The organism is Alteromonas sp. 5NS40-0096 (assembly GCF_057544385.1).
Map to the genome: position 1 here is coordinate 220,485 of NZ_BAAJLQ010000003.1, position 26,113 is coordinate 246,597.

Below are 26,113 nucleotides of genomic sequence, written 5' to 3' on the forward strand. Positions count from 1 at the left end.
TAGATGAATTTAAGCTGAAAGGAAACTAAATGTCCTTGGCGAGTGTGGATGGCAATGCGCTGAAAAAATCACGGGTTGTTTGATCGGTGGGGTAGAAGGTTTCGATACGCAGTTCGTCAGTTGTAACGTCTTGAGGTGTGCCAAACGTTGATATAACGGAAAAGAAACTGAGTGATGATCCATTGATCGCTAGCTCTAAAGGCATAACAGGTAACAGATTGAGGTTTGTCGTTAATTCGAGGGGTTCTCCTTCAACCAGTGTTAAGTAGTTCATCAGTTTTTCTTGAACTTCAGGATCACCAGAAGCCAATGCTTCGCTACGCAGGCGTTTGACTAACAAAGGTAAAATCTCATTCCAATTGCTAATAAAGCGCCGCATGCCATTTGGGTGTAGCGTCATTAAGGCGATGTTGAGTGGTTCACCGCTCGAGCGCGCAGAAGGATCTAGTGTTAGTCCAAACAAATACGTTGCAGGGGTATTTGCCTGTATTACATTCCAAAATCGATCAATGACAATGGCGGGGTAAGGCTCATGGTGGTCGAGAACACGGTTTACCGCTTCAAAAATAGGCGTCATTTGGGGTTCAGTTAGTCGAGTTTCTTGATAAATATTGCTGTAACCCGCCAACTTTAAGAGGGTATTACGCTCTCTTAAGGGAATATCCAGCGCTTCAGATAAACGGATGACCATCTCCCTACTTGGGTGGCTTCTTCCGGTCTCCAAGTAGCTTAAATGTCGTTGTGATACGTTTGCTTCCAATGCCAACTCTAATTGAGATAGCTTGCGAAACAGCCGCCACTTTTTGCAGGCTTGGGGGAAACTGGCTAACTGGATATCTTGCATTGATGCTCTCCTCATTGCATACCACTGTGCAGGTAAATTGGGCTCACTGCAATAACCTCGGAGGTAATTGCGGTGAAGCACCCTCAGCATGATACTGAAGCCAACAGACTAAGGAGACAAAAATGAATTTACAAAAATTTGCTGTGTTCACTTTATTGCCTTTTGGTGCATTGTCACTTTACGCACTGTGGCAGGTGGGGTATGTCGGGTTGTTCCAATATCAATTGGCTGAGCCAGCTGGCTGGCAAGTATTGTGTGATTTAGTAGTATCTTTAATTATTGTATTGGCTTACATAGGTCCAGAGCTTAAACGAGTGGAGAAAAGCGTTTTACCATGGGTGGCATTGACATTAGCATTAGGATCATTCGGACCTTTACTTTATTTGGCGTTCTTTAGAAAACCTGCCGAGATAAAGTGATATTTAAGGGAGCTGTTAGCTCCCTTATTAGACCTTATTTGCGTTTTTTCGCCGTCAATAGGATGATGTAAACGCATAGTGAGAGTAACCACGCCATTGATGGGCTGTTGACTCTTGCGGCTTCAAGAGAAACATTATCAAGGCCCACAAACTCTTGAATTCCGCTCCAACTTTCTACATTTAAGCGTATTTCCGTGACGTTCGACAATACTGTATTCCACTGAGAGGTTGTTGCTCCAAAAGATGCGGCATTGAAAACGAGAGTTTGGTTTTGCCATGCCGTAGATGGATTACCTGATATGACATCAGAACCAAATGTTAAACCTCCGCCCGATATCCTCAAAAAACCAAAAGAGCCTATAAATGCGCTACCAGTAGAGGGAGTTGTTTGAATGTAATCAAATGAAAGCGTTCCGTTATTGTAAGCAGAAAGGTCACCTGACCAGCCATTACCAAAGATCGCATGCATAAAACTAGCGTTGACGTCTTGATATTGTAAGTAGCTATCTCCGGTACCACTCGGCCCGCCAGTGGCTACAATGCTTTTGGGATCTCCTGTACCCAAGCTTCCGCCGGTACTGGTACCGCCTGAGGTTTGTATATGTCCCCAACCATTGAGACCAGAACTGAAGTCTTCAAAGATAAGTGCAGCAAAAGCATTCGAAGATAGAAATGTAAACAGCACAAATGCAGCGATAAACTTTTTCATAGATTAGCCCCTCATGTTTGTGTGTTTTTTAAGCATATATTGAGCCTAAAATACTAAAACTATAGTAAACAAAGAGTTACTCGAATCACCTTCTTCGACCTATATTTAGGTGTAAAAAAAGCTGACATTTTGAAAGTAATAGCACCCGATTAAGAATACAAAAAAAGAGCCTTGTGGCTCTTTTTAATGTTCTTCGTCTATTTCGACGTCTTCACCTTCGGGTGAAATGTAATAGGTGCCCCAGCCGTCGTAATGGACGCTGTGTTTATCCGCAATTTTCAACAAGGTATCGGTATCAGCGTCAAGCTTTTCTCTTGACAGTGGCCTGACAATTACCGCATCAAAACAGAACACTGTGCCGCCATCATCCAATACTAATTCTTCTGCATCAGAGACCTCAAAACCAGCTTTGAAGGCGTCAACAGCGGCTTTTTCTAAAACATCGAAATCGGTACTAGCAAGATGATGCTCTATTGTATAGTCAGCATCTGCCACACTGCCGTCATCCAAAAGCGCTTCAATGGTTTCTTGATTAAAGGCATACCACTCTTCACGTTCTTCGTATTGAGTCATAATTGTTCTTCTTTAACTTAGCAAGGAGGCTAGTGTACCGTTATTTTTCTATTTGAGCGACTTCATCGTTCAGTCGTTCAAAGGTTTGCTCCATGCGTAAATGGTGCACTTTCATCCATTCTTTGATGGTGTGCTCTTCTGTCATTGTTTCTGGCGCACTGATGTCGATGATTACAGTGCCATTGTCCCAGCGGTTCAGCTTTACTTTCTCGTGTGTGTTTGAGCAGGTCACTCGAACGATTGGCGCTGCGGTTTGACTTGCCAACTTGAAAGCGCCCGCTTTAAATGGCAGTAGCCCACGGCCATAACTGCGAGTCCCCTCTGGAAAAAACCAAATAGACATTTTTCTGGTGCGCATCTTATTGGCGGTGTATTCCAACGTATTTCTTGCGCGGCTAGAATTTTTTCGGTCTATCATAATGTTGCCGGAAAGCCAGTAAATCTGGCCAAAAATGGGTATCCAAATGAGACTTTTTTTCCCAACGGTGACGAGTCCAGGCAGAGCCGCGCGACAGATAGTAAAAATATCATAGCTATTTTGATGATTGGCGATAACAACGTAAGGCGTATCATTGTCGATTTTATCTGAAATTCGCATGTCCAACTTCAAACCGATGATTTTTGACATGGACGAATACATTTGCCCAGCAATGTGGACATTATCTCTGTGAAACGGGCGGAATAAACAGATGAGCAGTAGAGAAAAGTTTATCGCGATAAAGGCAACAAACAGAACGATAATTCGAATAATAGCTAGCACAATACAACCAAGTCATAAATTTGCGCGCAGTATACTGTATCTGAGTATGAATAGTTCTCCGATCAGTCTTTTTTCCGAAATACGAGACGAAACTCGTAATTTGTGACCTAAATGCCCGATGTTCGCCTCAGGTTGGCCATTTTTGAGGCGTATAACATTTTGTGAATTAAAGAAGAAAGATCGTCGGTCGATGTAAATATGTTATACACTGGGTTCAATAAACTGACTCGGTCTATCACTAACTAGTACCCATAACCTATTGAACTCACTAGGTTTGTAACCAAGTGCCATGTAGGCACTAGGTGTCAATGAAATAGCGGAATAACCATGCAAACATTTGTCCCAGAAGAGTTAGAAGGCGATATCCTCAATGATCTAATGGAGGAGATCAATGAACTGTACGAAGCCAGTGAACAGACTCTCATCGAATTAGAATTACGGCCTGACGATAATGAACTTCAACGAGCCTTGTTTCGTTCGGTTCACACTATTAAAGGTGACCTTGGGTTGGTTAACTTTTCTCCCATGATTCCACTACTGCAGCATGTAGAAGATTTATTGGATTTTCTGAGAAAAGGGCAAATTGAATACACCAGTACTATGAGTGACTTGGTTTTGTTAACGATGGACCGAGTTAAGGTATTCGTAGAAGCGGTTATGGCCTCGGGCCAAGCGGAATATGATGGCACCCTGTTTAACCAGTTAGTGATGGCGATTGGCCGTATTACGCCTGAAAACAACAGCGAGCACGGAAAGCTACTAACCGATGCTGTATTGTTGTTAAATCCGGATCTCGACATCGGGGATGATGGCACAGTAGAAGAGGCAAATGTACCTACCTTGTCTCGAACTGGTATTCCAAAAGATTTGAGCGCTGAAAAACACATGGATATCTTGTTTTTCAGGGAAATGATGAAAACCATCGAGCATCGCTCTAACTATTGGGCAGGGAGAGGCGATCGAATCGCTAAGCTCGCGCTTTATATTAACCATATTGCTGGCAAACCTATCGATGACGATCAGCTCGCAGTCGCCTGTTATGTGCACGATTTTGGTATGGCCTTTATGCCGCTGAAACTACTACATAAAAAAGAGCAATTGAGTGAAAATGAATTTAATTTAATGCGCTCTCATGTGTATAAAAGTACAAGGTTGTTAGAGCATCTAGATCAATGGGATATGGCGCGTAAAATTGTTATGCAACATCACGAGAGAACTGACGGCACAGGCTATCCCTTGGGGATCAAAGAGCCAGAAATTTGTGATGGCGCAAAATTGCTCGCCATACTCGACACTTACGATGCAATGACGCATTCTCGAGCACACAATGCGGAAACGCGTATGTCTAAGAAGCATGCCGTAATTGAGATAAATCGAGTCGCTCGGGGACAATTCAGTATGAAATGGATTCGACTATTTAATCAGGCAATGACAACGTTGTTAACACAGTCATAAGTATACATTCACGACGCCCACCAAGTTGGAAGGTGGGCTTGCTACAAAACCAGCAAGGAGGCCCCATGAATCACTCTCATCCCAAGTATCTCTGCCTATTCGTAGCATTACTGCAAGGTATCGTACTCACTTGGTTGTACCGAAATGTGGAGCAAGGGGGTTGGCTAGTCGATTCTCCAGTATGGCTTTATGGCCTAGCAACATTCAGTTTCACCTTTCCGTGGATGGTTTTTCTTGCCATTACCGCAGACAATATCAAGCGAGTTTTATCCGCTTCTGTGACGTTCTCGCTGATTGCAGCTGCAGCAGGAGCTTACGTCGGCTGGCAACAAATGCCAGTGGATCAGCTTGCTCAAGACGAACTTGGTTTTGTGTTCGTCCTTACAGTTTCAATCGCATTTTTTAAAGCGCTAATGTATGTGCAACTGTGGGCCGATCGAAAGGATATTCGTTACGCCGAGTTGTTCTCCGCGTCCTGGATTAACGTCGTTGTGTTTGGAGGCAGCCTTGCTTTCACAGGTATCTTGTTTGCGATTTTACATTTAGCTGGCGCGCTATTTTCAGTGATTGGCATCGATATTTTAAGTCAAATACTCGACAAAGCTTGGTTCAATATCCCACTGTTCGCCTTCGCATTTTGTTTTGCTACCGTTATTCTCCGCAATGTTTTTTCCCCTACGATTGCGATAACTGATGTACTCACTTCTCTGATTAAATATCTGCTGCCACTATTAGCTTTGGTGTCTATCGGGTTTCTAATTGCCATTCCGTTTTCGGGTTTGGAAAAACTATGGGCTACTGGGAATGGAACGTCGCTTTTGCTGTGGTTGCAACTCACGAGCTTGTTATTAGTAAATGTGGTTTATGTTGAACAACATGCGTCGCCCTATCCTAAGCTCATACACAGATGCGTTTACCTGGCCATCGCGATATTGCCTATTTATTCTATCCTTGCTGGCTATGGTTTGTGGTTGCGTATCGACCAGTATGGATTGACTATCGCGCGTTGCTGGGCACTCTTGGTATGGTTTTTAGCGGCTCTATTTGCGATTGGTTATTTGGCCGCAATCGTAAAAGACAGAGATGATTGGCTTAACCTGAGAAACCGGGTCAATATTGCGATGGGACTCGTGGTTTTGGGCTCGATGGTCGCTGTCAATTCTCCACTGGCCAACTTTCAGTCTTGGGTAGTAAAAAGCCAATTTGCAAGAATAGAGATGGCTAATTTGACCTACGATTCTCTCGATTTCAATTATCTCTCTCATCGTTTGGGGCGCTCGGGCTATTTGGCGATTAAGCGTTTAGAAAAGTCAGTAGAACAAGATAATCCTGACCTAGCGTTAAAGTTATCGAGACTTTACCCTGTCTATTCCTATTCTCGCAGGCATGATGGTGACGATAGCCAAAATACTCCACTCATCGGTGATATTGTTATTTGGCCAGAAGGTACTGTCATACCTGATGCGCTTATCACGGCAATAGAAACGTACAACAGCGACAATGCATATTGGGAACGCAATTCAAATTCCTATTATTTGATACAAGTTGATCTCAATAAAGATAACGTGGCCGATTACGTTTACCTTGCGGAAAACAATGACTTCACATCAGTCCGAGTCTGGTTTGAAACCAGTGACGGCTGGCAAAATCAATCGGGAAAGTTTGATGATTCTCCTGAGAGTGACCTCATTGGTACATTACTCAAAACCTACCCTTTAGAGACAGTAGAACCGACTTGGCAACATCTCAAGATAGGTGATGTGCTGATAACCGTTAACGAATGACGCACTGGTTTTTAGGTCCGCAACGGATAAAAAGGCCATAGGGCGCTGTAATCGGTATTAAATTACATAGATTTGTGCTTGACTCTGTACCTATGTACGGCGTGTATAGTTTGGATTGTGATGAAAAAGCCTAGTCAGTTAACCATTGGAAAAGTTGCAAAGTTAGCCGAAGTTGGTGTTGAAACCATTCGCTTTTACGAGCGTAAGCAGCTAATTAATCAACCTCCGAAACGCGAAGGATTTCGGTATTATTCCGAGCATGATGTGAGAAATATTCGCCTTATCAAAAAGTTGCAAGGCGTTGGTTTCACGCTCGAAGAAATTAAACCATTTCTTGAGTTTGACCACTGTTGTGGGAATTCGCGGCACGTTATCAGGCAGAAATCATTGTCAAAAATCGATGAGTTGAATCAGAAAATTGAAGATTTGGCGTTAGCTGTAAATGCGTTGGAACGATTTTCGAATAGTTGTGGCGCTGACAATAACCCATCTACAGGCTGTGATTTGCTCGATTGCTTTGAAAATGATTGGGCATGTTGTGGACAATCAAACTAGACATCAGGAGAAAAACGATGAGTGATGCTTGCCAATGTTGCGAAGACAACCAAAATACGGCTGAATGTTGCTGCAATACAGATGCATGTCAGTGCGCACAAAGCTGCGCTTGTGGAGACTGCTGTAAAGATTCAGATTGCTGTTAATGTAACAGCGAACCAGAACACTCTCTATTGCTTGGTGAGAGTGTTCTACCCCTCTTTAGTTACACTCTTCGTGTTGACGGCATAGTCTGAAATTCAGAATGTGGCCTATAGCGATAATCGTCGCACCGATTACCGTCAGCGCTTTTTCGCCATCCTCGCCGACGAGGTCATGACCAAATAAAGCGGCACCGATCAATATCGCTAAGCCGACTGCGCCAATGCCAAGTACGCGGTAGCGTTTGTGTTTTTTACACCCTACTGTCAGTGCATAAACACTGAGTGGTAAAACAGCCACAACCATCCATAAATGGAAACTTTCTTCAGTAAAAAAAAGTCCTGTAAGTGTAGGGATGGCGACCAGAATAATCGGCATTGCCATGCAGTGAATTGCACAGATAACCGAAAGGCTGACAGCGGCTTTATCAGCGAAAGCTTGAAGATTTTTCATTATTAATTAGATTGAGGCAATTGAATTTAAGACCGAAATTGCCGTTACATTATCACATTTCACGTATAGCGTTAAGAGAGGTATGTCGTTCGCACTTTTTTGCTTGGAGTAAAAAAAAGCGGGTTGCCCCGCTTTAATCAATCGCCGAAATCAAGCTCTTTGAGTTTTCTTGTCAGCGTGTTCCGTCCCCAACCCAAGCGCTTAGCGGCATCTTGTTTGTGGCCATGAGTGAAATGCAATGCTCGCTCGAGCATAATTTTTTCAAACGTCATAACGGCATCGTTGAGAATATTGTAATGTCCATCGCGCAGTTGCTTATCTGTCCATGATGCGAGAAGCTCCTGCCAGTCACCGCTCTGCGTTGCGGTTTTTTCAACGCGCCCTTCTGCGTGAATTTCTGGCGGTAAGTCGGTAGGTAACACTTCTTGGCCACTAGCCATTACTGTTAGCCATCGACACACGTTTTCCAATTGCCTGACATTACCCGGCCAAGGCAATTGCATCATGAGTTTTTCAGCCTCTTTGCTCAAGAGCTTGGATTCAACATCCAGCTCAATCGCAGCTTGCCTGAGGAAGTGTCTCGCCAACAACGGAATGTCTTCACGACGCTCTGCAAGAGAGGGTATATGGATGCGTATAACATTGAGGCGGTGGAATAAATCTTCGCGGAATTTACCTTCGGCGACACGCTGTTCTAAATTCTGATGAGTCGCCGCAATAATCCTCACGTCTACAGTCACAGACTGATGACCACCAACGCGATAGAATTGACCGTCAGCCAACACTCTTAATAATCGGGTTTGTACATCTAGTGGCATATCGCCAATTTCGTCCAAGAAAAGTGTACCGCCGTTGGCTTGCTCAAAGCGACCTTGACGTGCATTTTGTGCACCAGTGAAAGCGCCTTTCTCATGCCCAAATAATTCAGACTCGACCAAATCAGCAGGGATAGCCGCCATATTGAGCGCAATAAACGGGTTAGCCGCTCTGGGGCTGTGCGTATGAAGAGCGTGGGCGACCAACTCTTTACCGGTGCCCGACTGACCGTTGATCAGTACGCTGATTGACGATCGAGACAATCGGCCTATAGCGCGAAAAACTTCTTGCATAGCTGGCGCTTCACCAATGATTTCGGTATCGCTTTCATCGGTTGGCGCCTGAAGCTGGCGATTGTTCTCTCGAGCGTGAGCAAGTGCTCGCTGGGTGAGTGTGACGGCTTCGTCAATATCGAAAGGTTTAGGTAAATATTCAAATGCACCACTTTGGTACGCATTGACGGCACTGTCGAGATCCGAATGCGCTGTCATGATAATCACCGGTATGTAGGGAGCAATGCGCTGCACCTCTGTTAGGAGTGTCATTCCATCCATTTGTGGCATACGGATATCTGAGACGATCACTTCCGGTGGTTGACCGGTTTCGAGTTGTAAGATCAAATCCTGCGGGTTTTCGAAACTACAACAAGGTATGTTTGCGGCTTGAAGGGCTTTTTGGAGTACCCACCGAATGGAACTGTCATCGTCAACAATCCAGACTGCTTCGGTATTCATCATTGTGACTCCTTTCTGTCGATAGGAATATAGAGAGTGAACTCGGTATGGCCCGGGTAGCTGTCTACGTCAATTTTACCCTTGTGATGATTGATAAGCGTTTGCGCAATAGAAAGGCCAAGTCCTGTGCCATTCTCTTTACTGCTTACCATCGGATAAAACAACGTGTCGCGTATTTCTGTCGGTATACCAGGTCCATTGTCGATTATTATTATTTTGGCCACGAGAGGGTGCCTGACACCATGAATCGTCATCTGACGTTCAATGCGGGTCACTAACCTAATTTGTGGCATTTCTACTTTGTGCTCAGTTAATGCTTGAATACTGTTTCTCACAATATTCAACACAGCTTGCTGAATCATGTCTTGGTCGATATGCAAATCGGGAATACTGGGGTCGTAATCTCGAATAATTTGCACTGCATTGGCAGAGTCGATACGCATCAAACTGCGAACTTTTTCAAGGGCTTGATGCACGTTACTCCACTGCAATCGGGGCAGAGAGTTGGGGCCGAGAAGTCGGTCCACGAGATTGCGCAGTCGATCAGATTGCTCGATGATCATCTGGGTGAATTCTCGTTGGTCCGCGCCGGGTAGCTCTTTCTCTAGTAACTGCGCCGCGCCGCGAATACCACCAAGTGGGTTCTTGATTTCGTGAGCGAGGCCACGAATTAATTCCCGAGCAGCGTAGTGTTGTGCATGTTGCTGATTCTCTCTCGATATTCGACGTTGTTTGTCGATTTTCTTGACTTCAAAGATCAGGGCGGGAGCGTCATGTAACCGATAGTTAGTTACGGTTAAATCGGCAAGCACATAACGATTGTCTTTAAAGCAAAGTTTTATTTCGTTTTCGGTAAAGTCGTCGCCACGGCGAAGCGTCGCTTTTAAACGGGATTCATTGATTGTACCCGCCGTGAAAAAGTCGCTAAGCGGGTGGCCATACAAATGCTTAGTGCCGGTTTCAAACAGCGCCTGACCAGCATGATTGGCGTAAACGATATCGAGATTTTCATCTACGACAACCAATGCGGTATTGACGTTATCTAATAAATTGTCTTTGTCTAACTCGGGAATACTCATACCGAGCAAATCTCCTGTGCACTATTTTGGTGCATTATAGTCGAGAATCAAAAATCAGTATCATTTTGGTGCTATTTAGTTTTTCACTCTGCTTGCTTATGGTGCGTGTATGACGCGGGCTTGGGCAGCTAGTTACGGTTAATCAGCACCGATGCTTTATGTAAATAAAGCGTTCTTTGTTCTGATGATGCAAGAGTCTTGCCCGTATTATCCTTAAGTTGAACAAAATATTGATGGGCACCACGGTTAATACCCGTGAGGCTAAATAGACCGCTGTTATTGCTTTGAATTGGTTCACCGTTGAACCAGAGTTGATAGGTAAAACTGCCTTTGCTTTCTGTCGCACTGGCAATAGTGATATCACCGCTGTTATTGCGAATAGTAGCTTCATTCGCCGGCTGTCTAATGGATACAGAATAGGATTGTTGGGAAGGCGTATTGGCGGCTGCGTTGTTGGTAGGTGACGCTAGCGCAGGCATAGAGTTTGCCGTGGTCGATTGGATTGCCAATGGCTGGCTATTTTTCACTGGTTTATCGGTAAACAGAACAGTACCGTCCTCGAGTACAACCTTGTAGATTGTCCCGCTGACTGCCGATGTTGTTAGGGTGGCGAGTACAATAAGCGATAAACTTTTTTTCATACTTCCATTGTAGGGGAAACCCAGCGAAAAAAAAGCCCGCAAATGCGGGCTTCGTATTGAATGTAATAACTAAAACGCGATTACACGCTGTAGTACATGTCGAACTCTACTGGGTGAGTTGTCATGTTAAGTGTCGTGACTTCTTCAGACTTAAGGTCGATGTAAGCATCGATCATGTCATCAGTCATTACACCACCAGCGGTAAGGAAATCACGGTCATTGTCTAATGCTTCAAGAGCTTGTTCGAAAGAACTTGCAACTGTAGGGATTTCCAATGCTTCTTCAGCTGGTAAGTCGTACAAGTCTTTATCCATTGCATCGCCAGGGTGAATCTTGTTCTTGATTCCGTCTAGGCCAGCCATCAACATTGCTGTGAAAGCAAGGTATGGGTTTGCAGTTGGGTCTGGGAAACGTACTTCGATACGACGTGCTTTGTCGCTAGTAACGAATGGAATACGGATAGATGCAGAACGGTTACGGGCAGAGTATGCCAACATAACAGGTGCTTCAAAACCAGGAACCAAACGCTTGTACGAGTTAGTTGAAGCGTTCGCGAACGCATTGATTGCGCGAGCGTGCTTAATGATACCACCGATGTAGTAAAGTGCTTCTTCTGAAAGACCAGCGTACTTGTCGCCTGCGAACACGTTAACACCATCTTTAGAGATAGATTGGTGACAGTGCATACCAGAACCGTTATCGCCTACAAGTGGCTTAGGCATGAAAGTCGCACTCTTGCCATAAGCGTGTGCAACGTTATGTACAACATACTTGTAGATTTGAATTTCGTCTGCTTTGTTAACCAAAGTGTTGAATTGGCAAGCGATTTCGTTCTGACCTGCTGTCGCCACTTCGTGGTGATGCGCTTCAACAACTAGGCCCATTTCTTCCATAACCATACACATTGCTGTACGGATATCATGGCCTGAATCTACCGGAGGTACTGGGAAGTAACCGCCTTTAACGCCTGGACGGTGGCCAAGGTTGCCGTCTTCAAAGTCTGCACCTGAGTTCCATTTTGCTTCTTCTGAATCAATAGCATAGAAAGAACCGGCCATGTCAGTGTGGAATTTCACGTCGTCAAACATGAAGAATTCTGGCTCTGGACCGAAGAAACAAGTGTCACCGATACCAGTAGACTTAAGGTACTCTTCTGCGCGGCGAGCGACAGAGCGAGGGTCGCGCTCGTAACCTTCCATCGTTGAAGGTTCAAGGATATCACAACGAATGTTGACCTGAGTTTCTTCTGCAAACGGGTCTAGAACGACGGTAGCGGGGTCTGGCATTAGGATCATGTCAGATTCATTGATGCCTTTCCAACCAGCGATTGAAGAGCCATCGAACATTTTACCTTCTTCAAAGAAGTCTTCGTCGATTTGGTGAACAGGGATAGAAACGTGCTGCTCTTTACCCTTAGTATCCGTAAAACGCAAATCAACAAATTTGGCTTCACTCTCTTTGATTAGTTCTAATGCCTTTTCTACTGACATCGTGTCCTCCAGGTTGTTGTCATTACGTGGGTCAAAAATGGTGAACCCAACAATTGGTACTTTTTGAAGCGATAATCATGCCATTTAGTCAACACCCGAGTTCAGTGGCTTTAAACGAACAAAGATTATCAAAAATCTGTTTTTATGCACCTGCATGGTGCAATTGTGCACCTATTTGGTGCGTTGACTGAGTTTTCGTACTCAAAGACTAGCTTATGAAGCCTCAACCTACAAAGACATAACACGCTTTTCCTTGATTTGAGTCAGCTTGACCCACTCTCAAGACAGCTGTGTTACAAAATGATGAAGTTTGGCTTATTTGGTGCAATGCAACTCCAGCTATTTATTATCCGGCTATAGTGAAAAAAAGTGGCGCATTAGTGAGGATTTTTCTGTACAATCCGCGCACATTTATAGCTCTAAATCGCTTTCGATATAAAGGCTCTGGGGTTTTACCCCTAAGTGAGCCGCATGTTTACAGGCATAAAACTTCATGAATACTACTGATATCAGTAAATTACGGAACATCGCAATTATTGCGCACGTTGACCACGGTAAGACAACCTTGGTTGATAAATTGTTACAGCAGTCGGGAACACTAGAGAGTCGTGGCGAAGCTGAAGAACGCGTAATGGACTCAAACGACATTGAGAAAGAACGCGGTATTACCATCCTAGCTAAGAATACGGCGATCAAATGGAACGATTACCGCATCAATATCGTTGATACTCCAGGACACGCCGATTTCGGTGGTGAAGTAGAGCGTGTTATGTCGATGGCTGATTCAGTATTACTGTTGGTTGATGCACAAGAAGGTCCTATGCCACAAACGCGTTTTGTGACGCAAAAAGCATTTGCCCAAGGCCTTAAGCCAATCGTTGTTATTAATAAAATCGACAAGCCTGGCGCTCGCCCTGATTGGGTAATGGATCAGGTCTTTGATTTGTTCGATAACTTGGGTGCCACTGACGAACAGTTGGACTTCCAAGTTGTTTACGCGTCAGCATTGAATGGCTGGGCGTCACATGATGGCGAACAAGCAGAAGACATGACCGCTTTGTTCGAAACTATTGTTGAGCAAGTAGAAGCACCAGATACTGATGTCGAAGGTCCATTCCAAATGCAAATCTCGCAGCTGGACTACAACTCTTATGTTGGTGTTATTGGTGTTGGTCGTGTGACTCGAGGCAGTGTTAAACCTAATCAACAAGTGACAATAGTCATGGCTGATGGTACCACTCGCAATGGTAAAGTTGGCCAAGTACTGGGGTATTTGGGCTTAGAGCGTCACGAAGTGGAAGCCGCTCATGCTGGTGATATCATCGCGATTACTGGCCTAGGTGAACTAAAGATTTCAGATACGATCTGTGACATTAATACGGTTGAAGCTTTGCCTCCGTTATCGGTGGATGAGCCAACAGTAACAATGACGTTCCAGGTCAACACGTCTCCGTTTTCTGGTAAAGAAGGTAAGTACGTAACATCGCGTAATATCCTTGACCGTTTGCATGCTGAGTTGGTTCACAACGTGGCCCTTCGTGTTGAAGAGACCGATGATCCAGATAAATTCCGTGTTTCTGGTCGTGGTGAATTGCACCTAGGCATTCTTATCGAAAACATGCGTCGTGAAGGTTACGAGCTGGCCGTATCGCGCCCAGAAGTTATCATTCGCGAAGTAGACGGCGAATTGCAAGAGCCTTACGAAACGCTAACAATTGACTGTGAAGAAGAGCATCAAGGCTCAATCATGGAGCAAATCGGCTTGCGTAAAGGTGAGTTAACTGACATGTCTCCTGATGGTAAAGGCCGTATTCGTATGGACTTCATCATTCCAAGTCGTGGCTTAATTGGATTCCAAACAGAATTCATGACCTTAACGTCTGGTTCTGGCTTGCTATATCACACGTTTGACCATTATGGTGCCCACAAAGGCGGCATTATCGGCCAACGTAAGAACGGTGTACTTATCGCTAATGCCGCGGGTAAAGCACTGACTAACGCCTTGTTTAACCTTCAAGATCGCGGACGTTTATTCATCGGACACGGTGTTGAAGTATACGAAGGAATGGTGATTGGTATTCACAGCCGTGACAATGACCTGACAGTTAACGCACTAAAAGGTAAGCAGTTAACCAACGTTCGTGCTTCAGGAACTGATGAAGCACAAAGTTTGGTACCGCCAATTGTAATGTCACTTGAACAAGCGCTTGAGTTTATCGATGATGATGAACTTGTCGAGGTGACACCTGAGAGCATTCGTATTCGTAAGAAATTACTGACTGAAAACGAACGTAAACGCGCGTCAAGAGACAAGAAAAAAGACTAAGTTATAGTCATTTATTCTGATTAAAAACAGGTGCTTCGGCACCTGTTTTTGTTTTCCTACTTTGCAACTTCACCAATCATAGTTATGCTTTAGGCATCGAACGATTTTATTTTTCTCACGTCAATTCGAGCAATCAATTGGGTGATCTCACGGTCTACTATTCGGACATACAAAGAGATCAATATGACTGATTTAACTATTGCAGTAATCGATGATGATACAATTTCCTTAGATATCATTGTCGCAGGCTTGGAAGACAAATTAGGAGCGACCGTGTTTGCGTTTTCGCGAAGCAAGGTAGCGTTAGAATTTCTCAAGCAACAATCGCACGATAGTATTCACCTAGTGATCAGTGATCTGGTAATGCCGGAATACTCTGGACTAGAACTGTTGGCGACGTGTCGAGAATTGCAAAATGATGTGCCCTTTATACTTCTGACGGCCAATGCAACTAAAGATACAGTGGTTAAAGCGCGTCAACTTGACGTTACCGCATTTTTAGCGAAACCCGTTGCTATCGATAACCTCGTTCGTAAAGTTGTGAGTTTAACATCAGCCCAGTAATAAGGAATCTTAGTAGTGACAAGCCAATTCGACAGCACACCTGATCGCGCCAATACCTATGCATTTAAGTACGAAAAATACAAAGGTAAAGACATCATTCCAACGTGGGTGGCCGATACGGAATTTGCTTGTGCGCCGGAGATTTTAGACGCAATCAAGACCCGCGTAGACCACGGTATTTTAGGTTATTACCTACCCGCTCAGTATGAACCTGCGAATACGGCAATTGTGGAATGGCTTGACACGCAGCATGATTGGCAAATTCAATCAGATTGGATCGTTTGGGTACCGGGAGTGGTTCCGGGTTTCAACGCGGTATGCAAAGGTTTTTGTCAGCCCGGTCAAAAGGTAATTGTCCAGACTCCAAATTATCCGCCTCTTTTAGCAGCACCTCAGCTAAATGGACTAACCAAGGTGGAAGTCGGTACAGTGGAAATTGAGGGCAGACTAACTATTGATTTCGAAGCATTAGAACAAGCGGCCGCTGATCCAGACTGTAAGTTGTTTATCGTCTGTAACCCGATGAATCCCGTGGGTACGGTGCTAAGCCAGCAGGAATTAACGCGTATCGCTGATATCTGTAATACTCACGATGTGTTGTTGTGCTCTGACGAAATTCATTGCGACCTTGTGCTAGAGCCGGACGCAAAGCATTTGCCAGCGGGGCGAGATAAGCAGCTAGCCGACAACAGTATTACGCTAATGGCCGCGAGTAAAACATTCAATGTAGCAGGGCTTGGCGCGGCGTTCGCTATCATCCCTGACCGTAAAGTACGCCAGGCTTTCTCTCAAGCAATGGCTGGTCTGGTACCTTGGGTAAACGTACTAGGGTTAGTAGCGACAGAAGCGGCTTTTACTGAGGCTAAACAATGGCATGCACAGGAATTGGATTACTTACGTGGCAATCGTGATTATTTGGTGGATGCAATTAACCGTATTCCTGGTTTAAAAGCTTTGTCACCCGACGCCACTTTCTTGCTGTGGGTGGACGCCAGTGGGTTGGGCGTTGATAACGTGCAAGCGTGGTGTGAATCCAAAGGAGTAGGGCCCTCACCTGGCAAGGACTTCGGTGCCCCTCAATGTTTTCGTATTAATTACGGTTGTAGTCGCAATATGCTTGAGGCTATTGTCTCGAGGTTAGCCAGTAAATAGCCCCCAAAGTTTGTAAAGGGTGATGGCGCTTACGATCGTAACGACAAAAGCGCCAACACTATTTGACAGCAAGCGATTTTTAAACGGGCCAAGTTGCTCATTACGATTCATTACCAACAGTAAACTCACCGCGACTATCGGCAACAGCATGCCATTAGTCGCTTGAGCGAAAACGATGGCAAGGATGGGTTTGATACCAATCACAGTAGTGAGTACACCACACAGTAAAATGGTCATCCACACTGATCTAAACGCTTTACTGGTGATATCACTCGATAATCCCAACGCGCCACATACGGCATAGGCACCAGCAAGAGGAGCAGTAATTGCACTTGTGATGCCAGCACAAAACAATCCAATAGCGAAAAACCACGCGGCATGCTCACCTAAAATGGGTGTGAGTTGCTGACTCATCGTTGATGTCGTCAACGCGATATCTCTGCCATAAAAAGCCCCCATCGCGGTTAGCATAATGATACAAGTGATCAATCCGCCTATGACTATCGCGGTGAATGACTGCTTGCGAGCTTGAGCCATCACATCATCGATATATTGGTTTTTGGCTTCGTCGGCAACGAGACTAGCGTGGAGAAACAAGTTGTATGGGACTATGGTAGTGCCGATCAGTGCTAAGATAATGACCATAGCTTCACCGTCGAGTTTGGGCGAGAATGCACCACTTAAGACTTCAGTCCAATCGGGACCAGCGAAAGCGAGGGTGACGGCAAATACCAGGGTCATTAGCCCGACCAAACTCACTAATACCCCTTCGATTAACTTGTACTTTCCACTCCATAACAAGGCACCAGCCACAAGCCCCATGAGACCTGCCCATTGGGTCACTCCTAAATCAAAAAGCGTATTGAGCCCGACTGCCGCACCGGTTAAATTACCTGCTTCATAGGCGGCATTACCTATGCCAATGGCGCTGATGATTAACAGTGAGATTACCCAACGAAATGTTCGGTTTTTTGCTAGAGACTGTAAGTTTGTCGCGAGCCCGTTGCCTGTCGCGGCCCCCAACCTAACCGCCATGTCTTGTAAAACTATTGTCGCTATAACGGAAAAAACGAGTGCCCAAATCAGTGATGCACCGTACGTTGCACCGGCGACGCTGGCCGTGGTGATAGTACCCGGTCCAATAAAGGCGGCGGCGATTAAGTATCCAGATTTCTTCGAGGCCATGGTTGTTCTCATTTTGTGAGGCCGAATACGTTCACATTAGCGTTTGGGGCAGGGGAGTGCAAGGGCACATAGCCTGATAACTAATTGAATAAACACAAAGAGTTGTCTTGGTTGCGACAGTTCTATTTTGACGTATCATGAAGCTATTCAAGACTAGAGTTCAGCTATCTGCAATGACACTTTTCGCGCTGTACGATAACCCCGTTTACCATTCCGTTCTGCCTGAATACGATTTTGCGCAGGGTTTTATTTTTGCGGTTGCCTCAAGTCCAGACATTCCCATGCCAGAAGAATGGATGCCAAAGGTGATTCGACGCCACTCCTCGCAATCTCAACTTGATGCGGCACAAGTCGACGAATTGGCGACAGCCTTGATGAGCGAGTTGCGAGACAGTCTCAATGTAATGAGACAAGGCCGAAAGCTCTTACCCAGCAGACTACAATGGGAAGACAATGACTATAATTCAGGTTTTTGCCAGTGGTTGTGTGGGTTAATGGAAGGGCATCACTGTGTAGAACATACATGGCAGTTTGCTTGGGATAAACTTGAACAGAAAAAGCCTGACATATTGCCAGAGATGTCAGCAGACCTCACCCGATGCATAAAACTATTTACTACTCTCGCAAAACCAACACTGTCGTTGTCGAATCTCGAGAGTGAGCGGGCCGACGCTTTGAGAGACAATTTTGCTACCTTGGCCAATCAGGTTCCTAACATGTTGAAAGACTATGTTAAATTGGCAGGCGTATTGGCCGAGTACCTGCCCAATCAATTTGAAACCTTTGTACAAAGTAGTAACACCAATCCACATACATAAATGGTCGCGGTGGGTGAGTAGTCGAACTAGCGGGCCTCGCCCAAAAAGAGTCAGCAGGCCTTCACTTATATGTTGGCGCCTAACGCAACGTATTAAGCATTACTTCACCATGCTCTAGGGAGTCATAGCCTCTTTGGGCAGTGCATCTACCTTTGCCAATTGGTATAACTGCGAGGCAAAAGGTTTGGCTTAGTGATGTTTTAAATTAGCATGCGAGTTTGTATGGTTTAGGTCTTTTCGCATTGAGCTTAGACACGAGTTTAACTCGTGTTTGGCGAGCTCGTATTCTTCGTGTAATGGCCGGCTGTTCGGGTCCCGCATCAGTGCCTTGAAGGCATCATCCACTCTCTCGAACAGCACCTTTAATTTTTCATTGTTTACGTCCATGTGACTTTTCCTATGGTAGTGTAGGCGCTAATCCTTCGGCCTTTCTTTCAGTTTATACCATATATTTTAGTTTTGTTATTTTCTTGTTAAAAAGGTTTGACGACGGCGAGAATAATAATACCCAGCAGGAAAAAAACCGGCCCTTCGTTTAAGAAACGATAGAACTTTGAGCTGTGTTGGTTCTCGTCCCTTTCGAATGCTTTCATTAGCTTGTAGAGATAAAAATGGTAGCCATACAAGACAGCAACGAGGGTGAGTTTGGCGTGGAGCCAGCCTGACAGCTTTAACCAATTCATGCCGTAAGTCCAAATTAAGGCAACGCCGAATACGAGCGTCAGAAGAGCAAATGGTGTGACAAAAAACCATAATCGGCGTTCCATCACTTTAAATTGATCTTTAACGGCTTGCTCGTCAGTGCTTGCGTGGTAAACGAACAGACGGGGTAGATAGAAAATGCCGGCCATCCAAGCCACCATAAAGAAAACATGTAACGCTTTTAACCATAGTATGGTCATGAATTTAGTACTCTCTCAAATTAAAATTGGGCTTTTTGCAAATAGCTCTGCAAAATATTCCAAGTGATTACGCCGATAATTTTATCTGGTTCTTGATCATAGATGAAGACGGCACCAGCTCTAGCGCCTTTTAAATGTTCGTATACTTCTGCTAACGTCGACTGTGCGTTTAGCCCGTGCATATCAGAGTAACTGATTGGATGAGCGTCGTGCTCTAAACTGACATCGTACTGTGCAAGCCGATACTGCGAGGATAATTCAAATTTTTGGTGTTGGACTACAGTTTGAGTCGGCGCATTAGATAGGTACAGTCTTATTGCTTCCTCAGGTGCATCGAAGAACAGTTTGTAGTGTTTGTCCATTGCGGCAAGCACTCCTACTTTCTCCAGCACTTCTCTTATGGAAGACACGCCGTAGGGCAGGTTTTGATATTCTAGCTGGCGAATGAAAATAGAACGATTGCCCAAAAACTGTGTGGATGTAATGTAAGCTGGCACGATAACTAGCATGGCTGGCAGAATGATTTGGGGGCTGTAGGATAATTCCATTACTGCTGATAGTGCAGCTAAAGGTGCATGCAGTACGGCGGTTAACATACCGGCAATACCCAGCAACGCGAAGCTGCTAGTGTATTCTTCAATATTGATAAAATGGCCTAATGGAAATACGAGTACTGCACCAGACAACATGCCCAAAACCATAACGGGGCCGATAATGCCGCCTGGTACGCCAAGCCCAATCGCAAATACGGCTAAGAAAAACTTGCTGATAAGAATGGCTAGCAATAAACCAATGGCCGGAGACAGTTCAAACAAGGATTCGATATCGACAAAACTTGCTCCTAGAGATTGCGGCAAAATTGCGCCTGTAATGCCTGTAATCAAAGCGGCAAGCAATAGGCGATAAATCATGTTTACCCGTCTGAATGTACGCATAATAAACATGAGTTGGTTGTTGAATAAGGCTGCTACGCCACCGAGAATTACGCCTACTATGACTAAGTACAAATACAGCCACTGGCTAAAACCACTGAAAACAAGGAAGTGAAGCTCATTGATTTCGCCAAACACGATTCGCGTGAGCACAGAACCACACGCTGCAGCTAGCATAACAGGGACAAAAATATGGATTTTGTATTCTCGTAACACTACCTCCATGACGAAGATAACAGCTGCAAACGGGGTATTAAATGATGCCGAAATACCCGCTGCAATACCACAGCCTGCAAGAATCCGTAAACTGTTATAGGGTAGCTTTAGCCATCGCCCAAATACACTGCTTCCAGCGGCTCCCAAGTGAACAGAAGGACCTTCTCTACCAACAACAAAGCCCCCCGCTAATGCCATCATGCCACCAAAAAACTGGTTTATTGTCGTCCTAAATGGCACTTGGCCATAGTGATACTTGACTCGATGGATGATAAACGGAATCCCCATCCTGTAGTGTTTAAAGCCTGTTAGCACCGCAATCAGCAAAATTAAACATACAGCGAGCAACGGGAGCAGGAAGAATGTCACTGTGGTATTGCCAAACCACTCATCTAGCAAGCTAATGCCCGTCTTATTGACCCATTCAATACAAAGCCTGAACAAAATGATAACTGACGCAGCACTGACACCACCAAAAATACCCAGCAGGCATAGCTGAATAGACGTTCTGGGGTGCGCAACTTCCTCGCGCAGTGCTTGTAAACGCATGGCAGTGTTTTGGGGAAAAGTGAATCAGGGTATCAGGTTATCATAGTTGTTTGGTTTTCATAAGCTTATCTGTAAACTGGTAGCCTTTATGAATACGCGTTTTAGACGCAACTTCAATGTTATGCGACAAAGAGTGATTGATAGATGCATTTAGCTGAATTAAAGCAGCGGCTGGGGACATTTCGCCTTACGATTTTGGTATTTTTGGCGATGGCTGTAATGGCGTGGTTTGGATTTCGTTTAGCAGGATTTTTGAATGCCTCCACCCAAGCAGATTTGCTGCAAGCCCAACAGTCTCTATCTCGACTAAAGAAAGAGAATGAGTCCTTATTGACCGAGAAAAATCAGCTACAGGTACAGATCACTATTGCCAACATGGCAGTGCAGGAAGCGAGAAACAAGCAGACTGAAGCGTTTGAGCAAGTGGCAGCATTGCAGGAAAAAATTGATTTTTACCAACGAGTGGTTGCGCCAGAAGTAACGCAAGAAGGGTTTAAGACCGAAGCGCTCAGTGTGAGTCGTATCGAGAACACATCGTTTTGGAAACTAAACCTCGTGCTATTGCAGCAGCGGAGAAATCGAGCGATGGTGTCCGGCAACCTAGACATAACGTTGATTGGTACGCGCGATGGACAACCTGATTCGTTCTTACTTACCACTGATATGCTGGATTCCGGCAGTTTTAAATATGGTTTTCGATATTTTCAAGCGATAGATGCCGTGTTCGAAATGCCAGAGAATTTTGTGCCAACCAATGTCCAAGTTGCGACAACCGTTTATCAATTTAAGAAAGTGCGAGGAAACTACAAACAACTGTTCGATTGGCAAGATGCATTGGCTAATTAAAGCGCCTCAAAAGCGCTTTTGAGAGCTTCCATGTGTGCTTCTTTTTGTGGGTGGAATTTCGAAATAGTGAGAAATACCGGTAAAGATTCAAGCGCATCGTAAGTGCACTGACGACAAGGAGGTGCCTGGTTTGGTGCCGAGTAGGTAAGAAAGTAACGTATTTTTTTAGCTTCAATGAGCCGCACTGCCGTGTCCATATCGGCAATATCTACCTCGTCCCTTTTGGCCAATATTTCATTGTGATGCTCACCCAAATGAAAGAAAGACGCCCCAGCATATTTAGACAATGATACGTCTTTCAATTGTTCGATGGCGGTGATGGCTGGTGTTTCGTTGTGACGCAAGATAGACAGATTGATATAGGTGAAAGGCGGGCCGATTGTCTCAAATGTTTCAAGTGAAGATGGAGTAGGTTGAATTGTCGCCACCAAATCTACAGCACCAGAATGCAGCAGACCCGTTCCTCGCTTTAGTGAACTGTAAATAAATTTAATGTCGATATTGTGCTCAGCAAATTGCCGTTCGACGAGTCGAATAATTATCCCGTCTGCTTGCCCGTTTTTACCCACGTATTCCAGTGGTGGAAAATCACTGTAAAAGTAAGTGTAGGCAGGCTGTTTGCCGTAAACACAACTGCAAGCTAACAACATGCACAAAAAAATTAATCGCGACAAACTAAATCACTTTGTTACTTAACGATATCTTAAGACTAGCAGTTCTTAATGAACCGACAACTCCCAATTAGGATAATGCGTTAAATATATTAGCTGGTTGATTAATAGTGAGCACTTACTATGATATTAGGGCCGACGCTATATTGGTAAGAACTAATATATAGAATGTGAGTGCAGTCGTTGATGCGATAGCAAAACGCAAATTCGATTTCATTGTCTTCTCCCACTGAATGAGACTTCATACTGAACGGAAGCTTGTGAGGAATACATCAAATAAAGTTAGTTACGCCAATCGCAAAACTAGATTGGCTTTGGGAGAGGAGTAAAGTCCACTCGTATTTTACGCCTATTTTTCAGCGAATATGAAGATGTAATGCTTAGCTCTAAACATTCAAACTCCCACTGTCTGTGTGTTTAAAACAACGAATAGCAGGTGGAGCTAGGGCGTGAAAAGTTTTCGTTAAACACGATATGTTGGTACGTGAATGTGTCAGTATCGAGAAGAGAAACGCAAACTCTCAGTTCGTTCTACTGGATGGTGGTAATTGTTTATGACCGCGATTGGAGAAGCCATTTTCTATCAATATTTACACAAGCAAGAGCGAAAATGACCACCGTGCTCTCTCAGCTTGTGTTATAAAGTAACAATATTTTTTATTTTATAAACATCCGTCGTATCCCGAAGTGGTATACGTCGGCTTAGTCAAAACGGACAAAAAATTTGATTAAACTACAACACGCTTTATTGTGTGCGGGACTGCTCACAACACACTCTGTTAGTATCGCCAACCCCGCTGACGCGGCAAAAGAACAGGAGCCCTCGGTATTGAATAGCGCGGGCTTTACCGTGGCAAGTTGGAACGCTGAACACTTGGCAACACAACCATCGTCGGGTTGTCGACCCAGAACCTCACAAGAAATCGAAGCGATGAAAGTCTATGCAACGTCTATCGACGCTGATGTGATTGGATTACAAGAAGTCGATTCCGTACAAGCTGTTAGTCAGTTGTTCCCGGCCGACAAATGGCAAGTCGTCTTGTCGAATAGAGCTAGCAACGAGCCTTTCGAGTGTCGCGGAAACGGCAATGAATCGACGCAGCAGAAAGTCGCTTTCGCAGTGAGAAAAGGGTTAGATATTCAAGCCGTCAATTCTCTTGCCGAATTTGGATTAGATAGCACGGGCTTGCGTTATGGTTTGGAAATCGTCGTCGACACGCCGCTTGGTCGTACATCGATAGTCAACTTACACATGAAGAGCGGCTGTTTTGTTGATGATTACAGCCAGAGCGATACCGAGGCTTGTAAGACCTATGCTCGTCAGGCGGTTTTACTCAACCAAAAGGTCAGCAGCTTAGCGAGTAGTAATTTACCCTACATTGTGATGGGTGATATGAATCATCGACTTTCTGCGCCATATAATCGTATGACACGAGAGTTAACAGCGAGCGCTGGTCAGAATGGAAATGGCATGGCATTCCCTACGTCGGAAATTTTAGGCTGCCACGCCAGATACCCCGCCCCAATCGACCACATCATGTTTGGCAATATCGAGGACAATACTGAACTGAGGGCCACCTCACACCTTTATGAGGATATGGCACCCGATGCTATGTTAAGTGATCATTGCGCGGTTTCGGTTGATGTAACCGTCAATTCCTTGCCGTTGAGCAGGTCAGTGGTTTGGACAACACAAAGCGCTGAATATCGAAATCTAACTAAGCGTTTGTATGCCGACGCCGAAACGTCGCTCGAGAACAAAGTCGGTCCATCTACTGTGATTGTTATGGACGTTGATGAAACGGTTCTAGACAACAGCGAATATCAAGCTCAGTTGAATCGAATTGGCGGTAATTACTCCAGTGATTCATGGGCGGCGTGGGTTCGGTCTGAAAGCGCGACCTTAGTACCTGGTGTCGACTCTTTTATTCGCAAAGCTCTGGATAAGGGCGCCAAGCTTGCGCTGATCACTAATCGACCTCGTGATCTAGATGTTTATACTTGGCGTAATCTCGTTGCAATGGGATTACCCGTGTCTACGGCGAATACGTGTTTGATGGGGCGCTCTGCCGAGGATAAATCGGCAATGGACGGCACAAACATCATCAATGATAAAGATTTACGCAGATTACAAATCAGCGAAGGGCGCGCGTCTTGTTATGTTCCTGGTGACGAGCGAGCAAACCTCTTTTCCCCATTAAAAATTGTTATGCAAGTGGGCGATAATGTTGAAGATTTTATCCACGTAAGACAACACGATGAAAATCTAGATGACGTTTTGGAGCGTCACCAAGGAGAATACATTTTATTGCCAAATGCGATGTACGGTTCTTGGCTGTGAGCGATTGATAGCGGAGGCTACGGCCTCCACTTTCTTGGTGTGATAATACTTGATTAAATTAGTCGGGTATTGGATAATTGCGCCGACAATACGGGGCGTGTTCGTATTGTTTTTTTAAGAGGTTATTATGACAGTAGAAACAGCGCTTCCAATTGAGTTTTCTGATGCTGCCGCGCTGAAAGTTCGAGCATTGGTAGAGGAAGAAGAAAATCCAGAATTAAAACTTCGCGTCTATGTAACAGGTGGCGGTTGCTCTGGCTTCCAATATGGTTTTACGTTCGATGAAAAAGTGAATGACGGCGATATGACTATCGAGAAGAACGATGTCACTCTTGTCGTTGACCCCATGAGCTTACAGTATTTGGTTGGTGGTATTGTCGACTACGTCGACGGTCTAGAGGGGTCTAGGTTCTTAGTCAACAACCCAAATGCCACGACAACGTGTGGTTGCGGTGCTAGCTTCAGCGTCTAGAGCGTTGTTATTTCTATTGTTTGAGCCGTAAGCTTATATCTGGCTAAATTCCAAACAGCAGAGTATGCTATAGCGTATATGCGTTATATTGGATGTTTAGTATGAAATTATACGGCTCTATTCCTTCTCCTTTCGTTCGTCGAATTCGCCTAATGTTGGCAAACGTAGAGCACGAATTCATTAATCTGCAGATATTTTCTGGAGATGATAGGGCCATCCTGGCCAAGAAAAATCCAACGCTCAAAATTCCAATGCTCGAAGCGGACGACCATATCATTTTTGACTCTAGAGTGATTTTTCAATACTTGTCGGAAAAGTTAGGCATGACGCCACTGACATGGGATGAAGAAAATCAGCTGACGTTAATCGATGCCGCCAATGATACATTCGTTCAGCTACTCATGCTGCAACGCTCTGGGTTCGATATCAAGGAAGACAAGCAGTATTTTAATTTACAGCACGAGCGAATTGAAACCACGCTATCTACGCTTGATAGTATGGTGAATGAAGGATATTTCAACCAGTGGAACTACCCAGCAATGTGCCTTTATTCGCTAATCGACTGGATTGAATTTAGAGAATTACACAGTTTGCAGGGCCTTGATGCATTGAAACGCTTTAGAGTTGAGCATTGCGAACGCATTGAGGTCACTGCAACAGACCCCAGAGTAGAATAATCAGCGCTC

At 44.7% G+C, this 26,113-nt stretch carries 25 protein-coding genes; 12 read left to right on the forward strand and 13 right to left on the reverse strand.

The features are described 5' to 3' along the window. Positions 1-25: 25 nt before the first annotated feature. The gene (locus tag AC27G9_RS10890) at positions 26-844 is read right to left on the reverse strand and encodes a helix-turn-helix domain-containing protein (RefSeq protein ID WP_487074044.1); all 819 of its coding nucleotides are present in this window, start codon (positions 842-844) and stop codon (positions 26-28) included. Between the two features lie 122 nt (positions 845-966). On the opposite strand from AC27G9_RS10890, the gene AC27G9_RS10895 reads away from it, so the two are divergent. Continuing rightward, positions 967-1,263 (forward strand): hypothetical protein, encoded by a 297-nt coding sequence (locus AC27G9_RS10895; protein WP_487074046.1) that lies wholly within the window; start codon positions 967-969, stop codon positions 1,261-1,263. Positions 1,264-1,297: 34 nt separating this feature from the next. On the opposite strand, the gene AC27G9_RS10900 is transcribed toward AC27G9_RS10895, so the two are convergent. From AC27G9_RS10900 to AC27G9_RS10910, 3 genes are all read right to left on the reverse strand, one after another. Then, a complete protein-coding gene (locus AC27G9_RS10900; protein ID WP_487074048.1) occupies positions 1,298-1,972 on the reverse strand; it encodes a hypothetical protein in 675 nt (224 codons plus the stop codon). A 183-nt stretch (positions 1,973-2,155) separates the two neighbouring features. After that, positions 2,156-2,545, reverse strand: coding sequence for a ribonuclease E inhibitor RraB (gene rraB, locus AC27G9_RS10905; protein ID WP_487074050.1), 390 nt, complete (start codon positions 2,543-2,545; stop codon positions 2,156-2,158). A 40-nt stretch (positions 2,546-2,585) separates the two neighbouring features. Next, positions 2,586-3,305 carry a 1-acylglycerol-3-phosphate O-acyltransferase gene (locus tag AC27G9_RS10910; protein ID WP_487074052.1) on the reverse strand — a complete coding sequence of 240 codons (720 nt, stop codon included), beginning with the start codon at positions 3,303-3,305 and terminating at the stop codon, positions 2,586-2,588. A gap of 327 nt (positions 3,306-3,632) precedes the next feature. Here AC27G9_RS10910 and AC27G9_RS10915 point away from each other — a divergent pair, with 327 nt between their 5' ends. The 3 genes from AC27G9_RS10915 (at position 3,633) to AC27G9_RS10925 (ending at position 7,099) form a co-directional block, all read left to right on the forward strand. Further along, positions 3,633-4,760: an HD-GYP domain-containing protein gene (locus tag AC27G9_RS10915; RefSeq protein ID WP_487074054.1), complete on the forward strand. Its 1,128-nt coding sequence runs from the start codon at positions 3,633-3,635 to the stop codon at positions 4,758-4,760. 65 nt (positions 4,761-4,825) lie between these two features. Beyond that, positions 4,826-6,544, forward strand: coding sequence for a DUF4153 domain-containing protein (locus AC27G9_RS10920; protein ID WP_487074056.1), 1,719 nt, complete (start codon positions 4,826-4,828; stop codon positions 6,542-6,544). 120 nt (positions 6,545-6,664) lie between these two features. After that, entirely contained in the window at positions 6,665-7,099 is a 435-nt protein-coding gene (locus AC27G9_RS10925; RefSeq protein WP_487074058.1) for a MerR family transcriptional regulator, read from the forward strand. Positions 7,100-7,300: 201 nt separating this feature from the next. On the opposite strand, the gene AC27G9_RS10930 is transcribed toward AC27G9_RS10925, so the two are convergent. From AC27G9_RS10930 to glnA, 5 genes are all read right to left on the reverse strand, one after another. Beyond that, on the reverse strand, positions 7,301-7,693 hold the full coding sequence (locus AC27G9_RS10930; protein WP_487074060.1) for a MerC domain-containing protein: 393 nt from the start codon (positions 7,691-7,693) through the stop codon (positions 7,301-7,303). Between the two features lie 137 nt (positions 7,694-7,830). Continuing rightward, complete coding sequence (glnG, locus tag AC27G9_RS10935; protein ID WP_487074673.1) at positions 7,831-9,243, reverse strand: nitrogen regulation protein NR(I); 1,413 nt, start codon at positions 9,241-9,243, stop codon at positions 7,831-7,833. Beyond that, complete coding sequence (gene glnL / locus AC27G9_RS10940; RefSeq protein WP_487074062.1) at positions 9,243-10,322, reverse strand: nitrogen regulation protein NR(II); 1,080 nt, start codon at positions 10,320-10,322, stop codon at positions 9,243-9,245. The genes glnG and glnL overlap by 1 nt, the downstream gene beginning before the upstream one ends. A gap of 128 nt (positions 10,323-10,450) precedes the next feature. Next, positions 10,451-10,963 (reverse strand): DUF4124 domain-containing protein, encoded by a 513-nt coding sequence (locus tag AC27G9_RS10945; RefSeq protein WP_487074064.1) that lies wholly within the window; start codon positions 10,961-10,963, stop codon positions 10,451-10,453. 80 nt (positions 10,964-11,043) lie between these two features. Then, a complete protein-coding gene (glnA, locus tag AC27G9_RS10950; protein ID WP_487074066.1) occupies positions 11,044-12,453 on the reverse strand; it encodes a glutamate--ammonia ligase in 1,410 nt (469 codons plus the stop codon). A 493-nt stretch (positions 12,454-12,946) separates the two neighbouring features. On the opposite strand from glnA, the gene typA reads away from it, so the two are divergent. The 3 genes from typA to AC27G9_RS10965 all read left to right on the forward strand — a co-directional run bounded on the left by typA (position 12,947) and on the right by AC27G9_RS10965 (position 16,495). Next, the gene (gene typA, locus AC27G9_RS10955) at positions 12,947-14,779 is read left to right on the forward strand and encodes a translational GTPase TypA (RefSeq protein ID WP_487074068.1); all 1,833 of its coding nucleotides are present in this window, start codon (positions 12,947-12,949) and stop codon (positions 14,777-14,779) included. A 183-nt stretch (positions 14,780-14,962) separates the two neighbouring features. Beyond that, entirely contained in the window at positions 14,963-15,343 is a 381-nt protein-coding gene (locus AC27G9_RS10960; RefSeq protein WP_487074070.1) for a response regulator, read from the forward strand. A 15-nt stretch (positions 15,344-15,358) separates the two neighbouring features. Next, positions 15,359-16,495 (forward strand): MalY/PatB family protein, encoded by a 1,137-nt coding sequence (locus tag AC27G9_RS10965; RefSeq protein ID WP_487074072.1) that lies wholly within the window; start codon positions 15,359-15,361, stop codon positions 16,493-16,495. Here AC27G9_RS10965 and AC27G9_RS10970 read toward each other — a convergent pair. Beyond that, complete coding sequence (locus tag AC27G9_RS10970) at positions 16,481-17,680, reverse strand: Nramp family divalent metal transporter (RefSeq protein ID WP_487074074.1); 1,200 nt, start codon at positions 17,678-17,680, stop codon at positions 16,481-16,483. The two genes, AC27G9_RS10965 and AC27G9_RS10970, sit on opposite strands and share 15 nt — an antisense overlap. A gap of 137 nt (positions 17,681-17,817) precedes the next feature. Between AC27G9_RS10970 and AC27G9_RS10975 the strand changes: the two genes are divergently transcribed. Continuing rightward, positions 17,818-18,498: a UPF0149 family protein gene (locus AC27G9_RS10975; protein WP_487074076.1), complete on the forward strand. Its 681-nt coding sequence runs from the start codon at positions 17,818-17,820 to the stop codon at positions 18,496-18,498. A gap of 473 nt (positions 18,499-18,971) precedes the next feature. Here AC27G9_RS10975 and hemJ read toward each other — a convergent pair whose 3' ends face one another. Together hemJ and AC27G9_RS10985 are read right to left on the reverse strand one after the other, a co-directional pair. Beyond that, positions 18,972-19,400, reverse strand: a complete 429-nt coding sequence (gene hemJ / locus AC27G9_RS10980; protein ID WP_487074078.1) for a protoporphyrinogen oxidase HemJ — start codon at positions 19,398-19,400, stop codon at positions 18,972-18,974. 20 nt (positions 19,401-19,420) lie between these two features. After that, positions 19,421-21,097, reverse strand: coding sequence for a chloride channel protein (locus AC27G9_RS10985; RefSeq protein ID WP_487074080.1), 1,677 nt, complete (start codon positions 21,095-21,097; stop codon positions 19,421-19,423). Positions 21,098-21,241: 144 nt separating this feature from the next. On the opposite strand from AC27G9_RS10985, the gene AC27G9_RS10990 reads away from it, so the two are divergent. After that, on the forward strand, positions 21,242-21,943 hold the full coding sequence (locus AC27G9_RS10990) for a DUF6776 family protein (RefSeq protein WP_487074082.1): 702 nt from the start codon (positions 21,242-21,244) through the stop codon (positions 21,941-21,943). Here AC27G9_RS10990 and AC27G9_RS10995 read toward each other — a convergent pair. Beyond that, entirely contained in the window at positions 21,940-22,617 is a 678-nt protein-coding gene (locus AC27G9_RS10995) for a transporter substrate-binding domain-containing protein (protein ID WP_487074084.1), read from the reverse strand. The two genes, AC27G9_RS10990 and AC27G9_RS10995, sit on opposite strands and share 4 nt — an antisense overlap. A gap of 721 nt (positions 22,618-23,338) precedes the next feature. Between AC27G9_RS10995 and AC27G9_RS11000 the strand changes: the two genes are divergently transcribed. The 3 genes from AC27G9_RS11000 (at position 23,339) to AC27G9_RS11010 (ending at position 26,104) form a co-directional block, all read left to right on the forward strand. Further along, positions 23,339-24,955 (forward strand): HAD family acid phosphatase, encoded by a 1,617-nt coding sequence (locus AC27G9_RS11000; RefSeq protein WP_487074086.1) that lies wholly within the window; start codon positions 23,339-23,341, stop codon positions 24,953-24,955. A 127-nt stretch (positions 24,956-25,082) separates the two neighbouring features. After that, positions 25,083-25,427: an iron-sulfur cluster insertion protein ErpA gene (erpA, locus tag AC27G9_RS11005; protein ID WP_487074088.1), complete on the forward strand. Its 345-nt coding sequence runs from the start codon at positions 25,083-25,085 to the stop codon at positions 25,425-25,427. Positions 25,428-25,528: 101 nt separating this feature from the next. Further along, positions 25,529-26,104, forward strand: a complete 576-nt coding sequence (locus tag AC27G9_RS11010; protein WP_487074090.1) for a glutathione S-transferase family protein — start codon at positions 25,529-25,531, stop codon at positions 26,102-26,104. Positions 26,105-26,113 lie beyond the last annotated feature (9 nt).

Coding starts and splice junctions, on each gene's coding strand:
- glnG (WP_487074673.1), bottom strand. CDS start 9,243: ATGAATACCGAAGCAGTCTGGATTGTTGACGATGACAGTTCCATTCGG.
- glnL (WP_487074062.1), bottom strand. CDS start 10,322: ATGAGTATTCCCGAGTTAGACAAAGACAATTTATTAGATAACGTCAAT.
- AC27G9_RS10895 (WP_487074046.1), top strand. CDS start 967: ATGAATTTACAAAAATTTGCTGTGTTCACTTTATTGCCTTTTGGTGCA.
- erpA (WP_487074088.1), top strand. CDS start 25,083: ATGACAGTAGAAACAGCGCTTCCAATTGAGTTTTCTGATGCTGCCGCG.
- hemJ (WP_487074078.1), bottom strand. CDS start 19,400: ATGACCATACTATGGTTAAAAGCGTTACATGTTTTCTTTATGGTGGCT.
- AC27G9_RS10970 (WP_487074074.1), bottom strand. CDS start 17,680: ATGGCCTCGAAGAAATCTGGATACTTAATCGCCGCCGCCTTTATTGGA.
- AC27G9_RS10990 (WP_487074082.1), top strand. CDS start 21,242: ATGCATTTAGCTGAATTAAAGCAGCGGCTGGGGACATTTCGCCTTACG.
- rraB (WP_487074050.1), bottom strand. CDS start 2,545: ATGACTCAATACGAAGAACGTGAAGAGTGGTATGCCTTTAATCAAGAA.
- AC27G9_RS10930 (WP_487074060.1), bottom strand. CDS start 7,693: ATGAAAAATCTTCAAGCTTTCGCTGATAAAGCCGCTGTCAGCCTTTCG.
- AC27G9_RS10975 (WP_487074076.1), top strand. CDS start 17,818: ATGAAGCTATTCAAGACTAGAGTTCAGCTATCTGCAATGACACTTTTC.
- AC27G9_RS10925 (WP_487074058.1), top strand. CDS start 6,665: ATGAAAAAGCCTAGTCAGTTAACCATTGGAAAAGTTGCAAAGTTAGCC.
- AC27G9_RS11010 (WP_487074090.1), top strand. CDS start 25,529: ATGAAATTATACGGCTCTATTCCTTCTCCTTTCGTTCGTCGAATTCGC.
- AC27G9_RS10915 (WP_487074054.1), top strand. CDS start 3,633: ATGCAAACATTTGTCCCAGAAGAGTTAGAAGGCGATATCCTCAATGAT.
- glnA (WP_487074066.1), bottom strand. CDS start 12,453: ATGTCAGTAGAAAAGGCATTAGAACTAATCAAAGAGAGTGAAGCCAAA.
- AC27G9_RS10985 (WP_487074080.1), bottom strand. CDS start 21,097: ATGCGTTTACAAGCACTGCGCGAGGAAGTTGCGCACCCCAGAACGTCT.
- AC27G9_RS10890 (WP_487074044.1), bottom strand. CDS start 844: ATGCAAGATATCCAGTTAGCCAGTTTCCCCCAAGCCTGCAAAAAGTGG.
- AC27G9_RS10920 (WP_487074056.1), top strand. CDS start 4,826: ATGAATCACTCTCATCCCAAGTATCTCTGCCTATTCGTAGCATTACTG.
- AC27G9_RS10960 (WP_487074070.1), top strand. CDS start 14,963: ATGACTGATTTAACTATTGCAGTAATCGATGATGATACAATTTCCTTA.
- AC27G9_RS10945 (WP_487074064.1), bottom strand. CDS start 10,963: ATGAAAAAAAGTTTATCGCTTATTGTACTCGCCACCCTAACAACATCG.
- AC27G9_RS10900 (WP_487074048.1), bottom strand. CDS start 1,972: ATGAAAAAGTTTATCGCTGCATTTGTGCTGTTTACATTTCTATCTTCG.
- typA (WP_487074068.1), top strand. CDS start 12,947: ATGAATACTACTGATATCAGTAAATTACGGAACATCGCAATTATTGCG.